Source organism: Kitasatospora sp. NPDC059722 (assembly GCF_042733235.1).
In the GTDB taxonomy this organism is placed as follows: domain Bacteria; phylum Actinomycetota; class Actinomycetes; order Streptomycetales; family Streptomycetaceae; genus Kitasatospora.
The window spans coordinates 154600-159746 of sequence record NZ_JBHWGD010000009.1 but is presented as its reverse complement, the minus strand read 5'-3'; the positions used below and the strand labels follow the sequence as shown (position 1 = coordinate 159746).

Genomic DNA, 5147 nt, shown 5'->3' with positions numbered 1-5147 from the left:
GGGCGCGGGCGCGCGCCCGCCCCGCGACACGCCCGGGGCGCGGCGGGGGGGGGGCCCCCCCCGCCCCCGCCCGCCGCCGCCCCCCGGCCCCCCCCCCCCCCCCGCCCCCCCCCCCGTCCGCGTCACCCCTCCGACGGCCTCGCGCTCACTCCGCCTCGGGCAGGCCCGCGAACTTGGTCAGCAGCCGGGCGAAGTCGGAACGTTCCTGCACCGTCCAGCCGTCCGTGATGGTGCCGAAGTACTCCTGGCGCACCCGGTGCGAGAGGGCGGCCAGCTCCCGGCCCTCCTTCGTCAGCTCCAGGCAGATGCGCCGGCTGTCGGCCTGGGAGGCGACCCGGCGGACGTAGCCGGCCTCCACGCTCGCCGCCACCAGGCGGCTCGCCCGCGAGGGGTCGACGGCCAGGCGCTCGGCGACGAGGCCGACCGTGACCTCCTGGCCGGGGTGGTCGGGCTCCTCCTCGACCGCGTCCACCACGACGCTGTGCGACAGGTCGACGTCCCGGCCCAGCTGCGCGGTCACCAGCTTGCCCAGGGACCGCCTGGTCTGGTTGCGGCGGATCCGGACCATGGCCCGCTCGATGGCGGTCAGGGCCGGGTCCGGCGCGGCGGTGTCCGGGCGACGGGTGCTGGCGGGGGTCTCGGCGGCTCTGGTCATGGCACAAATATACGCGTTGACACGTGCAGAAGGCAGATCTATGCTCAACGCACATACTTTCTTCTGGCATCTATGTTCACGAGTCACATAGTTGCTAAAAGCATAGGGGTTGCCATGTCAACCGAGCCCGACACCACCAGCACCTCCTCCCCCGCGCCCGGCGAGGGCGCCATGCCCCACCGGCACGTGATGATCGTCTACTTCGGCCTGCTCCTCGCGATGCTGATGGCCACCCTGGACTCCTCGATCGTGGCCACCGCGCTGCCCACGATCGTCGGCGACCTCGGCGGCCTGAGCTCCATCGCCTGGGTCGGCGCGGCCTACATCCTGGCCTCCAGCGCCGTGATGCCGCTGGCCGGCAAGCTCGGCGACCTGCTGGGCCGCAAGCAGGTCTTCGTCGTCTCCACCGTCGTCTTCCTCGCCGGCTCCGCCGCCTGCGGGGCCGCCCAGACGATGGGCCAGCTGATCGCCTTCCGCGTCCTGCAGGGCATCGGCGCGGGCGGCGTGATGGCCGCCATGTTCGCCCTCACCGGGGACCTCTTCGGCCCGCGCGAGCGGGCGAAGTACCAGGGGTACTCGGCCGGCGTCTTCGCGCTGTCCGCGGTCGGCGGGCCGATCGCCGGCGGCTTCTTCGCCGAACACGTCACCTGGCGCTGGGTGTTCTACGTCAACCTGCCGATCGGCGCGGCCGCCCTCGTCCTGGTCGCCCTCTACCTGCGCGGCGCCCGCCGCCCCGAGCGGCCGCGGATCGACTACCTCGGGATGCTGCTGCTCTCCGGCGCGCTGGTGTGCCTCGTCCTGCTCACCAACTGGGCCGGCAGCACCTACGCCTGGGGCTCCCCCACCACCGTCGGCCTCGCGGTGGGCGGCGTGGCGCTGCTGGTCGGCTGGGTCGTCGTGGAGCGCTCGGCCGCCGAACCGGTCATCCCGCTCGGCCTGTTCCGCGACTCCACCTTCGACATCTGCAACGCCGTGGCCTTCGTCGGCGGGCTGACCGGCTTCGGCCTGGTCTTCTTCCTCCCGCTCTACCTGCAGATCTCCGCGGGCGCCGGCGCCACCAACTCCGGCCTCCTGCTGCTCCCGATGATGTTCGGGCTGATGCTCGCGTCCTTCGGCGTCGGCGGCGCGGTCGCCAAGTCCGGCCGCTACAAGTGGTACCCGGCCGCCAGCATGCTGGTCTCCGCCGTCGCGGCCTTCCTGATGTCCACCATGACGGCCGACACCAGCCGCTTCCTGTCCGGGCTCTACATGTTCCTGCTCGGCGTCGGGGCGGGCCTGTCCCAGCAGGTCGTCGTGGTCGCGGTGCAGAACGCCGCGCCCCGCGCGGACCTGGGCGCCGCCACCTCCACCGTCACCTTCAGCCGGATGCTCGGCACCTCCTTCGGCGTCTCGATCTTCGCGACCGTCCTCACGAGCCGCCTCACCCACGAGATCCCGACGTACGTCCCGGACGGCGCCGCGAACGGCATCGCCGCCAACGGCGGCATCTCACCCGAGGCGCTGCGCCGGCTGCCCGACACCGTCCGGCACGGCCTGGCGCAGGCCTACGCCCACGCGCTCAGCCCGGTCTTCCTGATCGCCGGGTTCGTCCTCCTCGCCGGGCTCGCCGCGGCGGTCTTCCTCAAGGACATCACGCTCGAACAGCGCGGCTGGGGCGCCGAGGAGCCGCCCGAGGCCCCCAGCGCCCCCGCCCACGCCGCCCCGCAGAGCAGCTGAGGAGCCCTGCCATGCCCCTGCTCAAAAGCTCAGCCCTGCTCAAGAAGCTCGCTCTCCTGCCGGCCGGCGCCCGCTCCAAGTGGCTGGTCCTGGTCCTGTGGCTGCTGCTCGCCGGCGTGGCCGCACCCCTCGGCGCCCAGCTGATCGGCGCCCAGAGCAACGACATCACCCAGTGGCTCCCCAGGGGCGCGGAGTCGACCAAGGCCCTGGAGACGGGGCGGGACCACTTCGGCATCGGCGACGTGCTGCCGGCCAGCATCGTCTACTCCCGCCCCGGCGGCATCACCGCCGACGACACCGGCAAGGCCGAGCGCGACCGCGCCGCCTTCGCCCGCTACGGCGGCACGCCGCCCCCGCTCTCCCCGTCCGGGGACGGCCGGGCCCTACTGCTCACCGTCCCGCTCACCATGCAGGGCGCGGACGGGTTCACCCGGCTCGTCGACGACGTCAAGGCCATCCGGCACGACGCCCACGCCGACGCCCCGGCCGGGCTCGACGTCCAGGTGACCGGCCCGGCCGGCGCCGCCGCCGACCAGTCCGCCGTTTTCGGCGGCGTCGACGGCCCGCTGCTGCTCACCACGGTCGCGGTGGTGGCGATCCTGCTGATCGTCACCTACCGCAGCCCGGTGCTCTGGCTGGTGCCGCTGCTGACCGTGGGCATCAGCTCGTCGCTGGCCAACGCCGTGGTGTACCTGCTGGTCAAGCACGCCGGCCTGGTGGTCACCGGGCAGAGCACCAGCGTCCTGACCGTCCTGGTCTTCGGCGCGGGCACCGACTACGCCCTGCTGCTGATCGCCCGCTACCGCGAGGAGCTGCGCCGCCACGAGGACCGGCACGAGGCCATGCGCAGCGCGTTGCGGCGGACGCTCCCGGCCGTCGTCGCCTCCGCGACCACCGTGACGCTGGGTCTGCTCTGCCTGCTGGCCGCGCGGATGAACTCGACCCGCGGGCTCGGCCCGGTGGCGGCGATCGGCATCGTGGTGGCCCTCGTGTCGATCACCGTGCTGCTGCCCGCGCTGCTGGTGATCCTCGGCCGCGGGCTCTTCTGGCCGTTCGTCCCGCGCCCGGTGTGGACGGGCCCGGGCGAGCCGGAGTCCGGCCCGTGGGGCCGGGTCGGCGCCGCCGTCGCCCGCCGGCCCCGCCCGGTCTGGCTGGCCAGCGCGGTGGCCCTCGCCGCGTGCGCGATCGGTGCGCTCGGCCTGCACTCCGGGCTCTCCCCGAGCGAGGCCTTCACCGGCAAGCCCGAGTCGGTGACCGGCCAGACCGTCCTCGCCGCGCACTACCCGGCCGGCTCCTCCGCGCCGCTGGACATCTACGCCGACGCGGCCAGGGCCGAACAGGTGACGGCCGCCGTCCACGGCCTGCCCGGGGTGGCCGCGGTCTCGCCCGCCCAGACCTCCGGCGACCGGCTGCGCATCCAGGCCCTGCTCAGCGATCCGCCCGGCAGCAAGGCCGCCGAGGCCACCGTCGAACACATCCGCACCGCCGTGCACGACACGGCGGACCCCGGGGCGCTGATCGGCGGCAGCACGGCCCAGAGCCTGGACGTCGCCGACACCACCACGCACGACGAGCGGCTGGTGATGCCGCTGGTGCTCGCCGTCGTCCTGCTCGTCCTGATGGTGCTCCTGCGCTCCCTGGTGGCGCCGGTGCTGCTCCTGGCGAGCGTGGTGCTGTCCTTCGGCGCGGCGCTCGGCGCCTCCGTCCTGCTCTTCCGCGCCCTCGGGCACCCGCACTCGGACGAGTCGCTGCCGCTGATGGGCTTCCTCTTCCTCGTCGCGCTGGGGGTCGACTACACGATCTTCATGATGACCAGGGCCCGCGAGGAGACCGCCCGGATCGGCCACTCCCGCGGCGTGGTGCGCGCGCTCGCCGTGACGGGCGGGGTCATCACCAGCGCCGGCCTCGTCCTGGCCGCGACGTTCGCGGCACTCGGGGTCCTTCCGTCGGTCGGCATGCTGCAACTGGGCGTCCTGGTCGCGGTGGGCGTGCTGCTGGACACCCTCGTGGTGCGCACCCTCCTGGTGCCGGCCCTCGCGCTGGACATCGGCCCGCGGCTGTGGTGGCCGGGCCGCCCGGGCCCGGCCCGGATCCCCGGCCCCCGCAGCACCGCCGCGGCGAGCACACCCGAGCCCGACGGCGTCCGCTGACGACACGGGCCCGACGGAACGGCGCCGACAGCACGTCCACGCAACACCCGCCCACACAGAACCCATCCACGCAGAACCCGTCCACTGAACGAGCGGAGAGCGAGGGAACATGACAACCGGATCCCGCCGCGACTGGATCTCCGAGGCCGAACGCGAGGCGGTGGCAGCCCAGTTGTGCGAGCAGTTCAGCCGGAGCCTGCTGACCAAGGCCGAGTTGGAGACGCGCCTGGACGACACCTTCGCGGCCGAGACCCACGAGGCGCTGCGCCACGTCACGGCCGACCTCCCGGCGGTGCGGCGCTCCGCGCCGGCCGGGGCCGCCCCACCGGCCCGGATGCGGGCGGCCCGGGGCACCCGGCGCCCGCTGCGGCTCCGGGAGCGCCACGGCACGCGGGCGCTGGTGTACTCGATCGGCCTCTGGGCCGCCGGCGGACTCCTGTTCGGCGCCGGCTGGCTGGGCTCCGGGCCGGCGCGGCTGCTGATCCTGCTGGGGCTGGCGGCGATCCTGGTCGGGGGGGGGGGGGGGGGGGGGGGGGGGGGGGGGGGGGGGGGCCGGCCCCCGGGGGCCGCCCCCGGGGGGCGCGGGCGGGGCGCGGGGGCGCCCGCGCGGGGGCGCGCGCGGCGCG

At 74.8% G+C, this 5147-nt stretch carries 4 protein-coding genes; 3 read left to right on the top strand and 1 reads right to left on the bottom strand.

The window, feature by feature from the left end; genetic code table 11:
• Nucleotides 1-145: 145 nt before the first annotated feature.
• The gene (locus ACFV4F_RS08330; RefSeq protein ID WP_380449013.1) at nucleotides 146-655 is read right to left on the bottom strand and encodes a MarR family winged helix-turn-helix transcriptional regulator; all 510 of its coding nucleotides are present in this window, start codon (nucleotides 653-655) and stop codon (nucleotides 146-148) included.
• 114 nt (nucleotides 656-769) lie between these two features.
• Here ACFV4F_RS08330 and ACFV4F_RS08325 point away from each other — a divergent pair, with 114 nt between their 5' ends.
• From ACFV4F_RS08325 to ACFV4F_RS08315, 3 genes are all read left to right on the top strand, one after another.
• On the top strand, nucleotides 770-2371 hold the full coding sequence (locus ACFV4F_RS08325) for an MDR family MFS transporter (protein ID WP_380500988.1): 1602 nt from the start codon (nucleotides 770-772) through the stop codon (nucleotides 2369-2371).
• 11 nt (nucleotides 2372-2382) lie between these two features.
• A complete protein-coding gene (locus ACFV4F_RS08320; RefSeq protein WP_380500986.1) occupies nucleotides 2383-4521 on the top strand; it encodes an MMPL family transporter in 2139 nt (712 codons plus the stop codon).
• Between the two features lie 109 nt (nucleotides 4522-4630).
• A partial coding sequence (locus ACFV4F_RS08315; protein WP_380500984.1) for a DUF1707 domain-containing protein occupies nucleotides 4631-5147 on the top strand: 517 nt, incomplete at its 3' end.